We start from the raw sequence: 1,714 nt of genomic DNA, 5'->3' as shown, positions 1-1,714 counted from the left end.
CTCCAGGACTTGCTGAGGTGCTGGACCGGCACCTGCACCACCTGCGGCCGCCCACTCACCACCAACAGAACCAGAACCTAACGAAGCACTACTAGTCCGTCCCGCCCTGTTCCTTCTTCGCCCGGCTCGGCTGCACCCGCTTGGGCTCCCCCGGCATCTTCGGATACTCGGGCGGGTACGGCAGATCGCCGAGTCCGTGGTCGCGTTCGTCCTTGTTGGCCAGCTCCAGCAGCGCGTCCAGCGAGAAGCGGTGGTCGTCCATGGCGGCGTGCACGTCGCCGAGTTCGGCGAAGCGCGCGGGCATGGTCACGATGTCGAAGTCCTGGGGGTGGGCGGCACCCACCTCCTCCCAGCGCAGGGGCGCCGAGACAGGGGCGTGCGGGCGGGGACGCACGGAGTAGGCGGAGGCGATGGTGCGGTCGCGGGCGGTCTGGTTGTAGTCGACGAAGATGCGCTCGCCCCGCTCCTCCTTCCACCACTTGATCGTCACCTGTTCCGGCATCCGGCGCTCCAGCTCCCGCCCCACGGCGATGGCGGCACGCCGGACCTGGGTGAACGTCCAGCGCGGCTCGATGGGCACGAAGACGTGCAGACCACGCCCGCCGGAGGTCTTGGGCCAGCCGCGCAGGCCGCCGAACTCGTCGAGTACGGCGCGTAGTTCGTGGGCGGCGCGGACGGCGTCGTCGAAGTCGGTGCCGGGCTGCGGGTCCAGGTCGATGCGGAGTTCGTCGGGTCGGTCGACGTCGTCGCGGCGGACCGGCCAGGGGTGGAAGGTGAGCGTGCCGTACTGGGCGGCCCACAGGACGGCGGCCTCCTCGGTGGGGCACATCTCGTCGGCGCTGCGGCCGCTGGGGAAGGTGATGTGGGCGGTGGGGATCCAGTCGGGCATGCTCTTGGGCGCCCGCTTCTGGTAGAACCACTCGCCGGTCACGCCGTCCGGGTAGCGCTCCAGGGTGGTGGGGCGATCGCGCAGGGCACGCAGGATGCCGGGGCCGACGGCGATGTAGTAGCGGGCGAGATCCAGCTTGGTGAAGCCGCGCTCGGGGAAGAAGACCTTGCCCGGGTTGGACAGGCGCACGCTCCGGCCGCCCGCCTCCAGCTCCACCGCTTCGCCCATGCGAGCCACGGTAGGCGCACCCCGCACACCTCGCACACCGGGCGTCAGCGGCCGTACGCGCGCAGAATCGGAGCATGGACCTGCCGGTGATGCCGCCCCTGAAGCCGATGCTCGCCAAGTCGGTGGCGAAGATCCCGCCGGGCATGCAGTACGAGGCGAAGTGGGACGGGTTCCGGGCGATCGTGTTCCGCGACGGGGACGAGGTCGAGCTGGGGAGCCGTACCGGAAAGCCGCTGACCAGGTACTTTCCCGAGCTGGTGGCGGGGCTGAAGGAGCGGTTGCCCGAGCGGTGTGTGCTGGACGGGGAGATCGTCATCGCGCGGGAGGGGCGGCTGGACTTCGACGCGCTCACCGAGCGCATCCACCCGGCCGACTCCCGGGTGCGGATGCTGGCCGAGCGGACCCCGGCGTCGTTCGTGGCCTTCGACCTGCTGGCGCTGGCGGACGAGTCGCTGCTGGAGGTCCCGCTGGCGGACCGGCGGGCGAGGCTCACCATGGCGCTGTCCGGGGTGACGGCGCCGGTCCCTGTGGCGCAGGCGACCACCTACATCGACACGGCCACGGGACGGTTCGAGCAGTACGAAGGCGCCGGTCTGG

Annotated in this window: 1 protein-coding gene and 1 pseudogene; one reads left to right on the top strand and one right to left on the bottom strand. The window is 70.9% G+C overall.

What is annotated here, in order from left to right:
• Positions 1 to 91 precede the first annotated feature (91 nt).
• Positions 92 to 1,117 (bottom strand): non-homologous end-joining DNA ligase, encoded by a 1,026-nt coding sequence (gene ligD, locus ACFU95_RS50960; protein WP_383844781.1) that lies wholly within the window; start codon positions 1,115 to 1,117, stop codon positions 92 to 94.
• A gap of 74 nt (positions 1,118 to 1,191) precedes the next feature.
• On the opposite strand from ligD, the pseudogene ACFU95_RS50955 reads away from it, so the two are divergent.
• A pseudogene (locus ACFU95_RS50955) lies at positions 1,192 to 1,714 on the top strand (ATP-dependent DNA ligase); the annotation flags it as partial.

The sequence above is a fragment of the Streptomyces sp. NPDC057623 genome (genome assembly GCF_042800355.1).
GTDB lineage: Bacteria > Actinomycetota > Actinomycetes > Streptomycetales > Streptomycetaceae > Streptomyces.
This window is presented reverse-complemented; position numbering and strand designations above follow the sequence as displayed.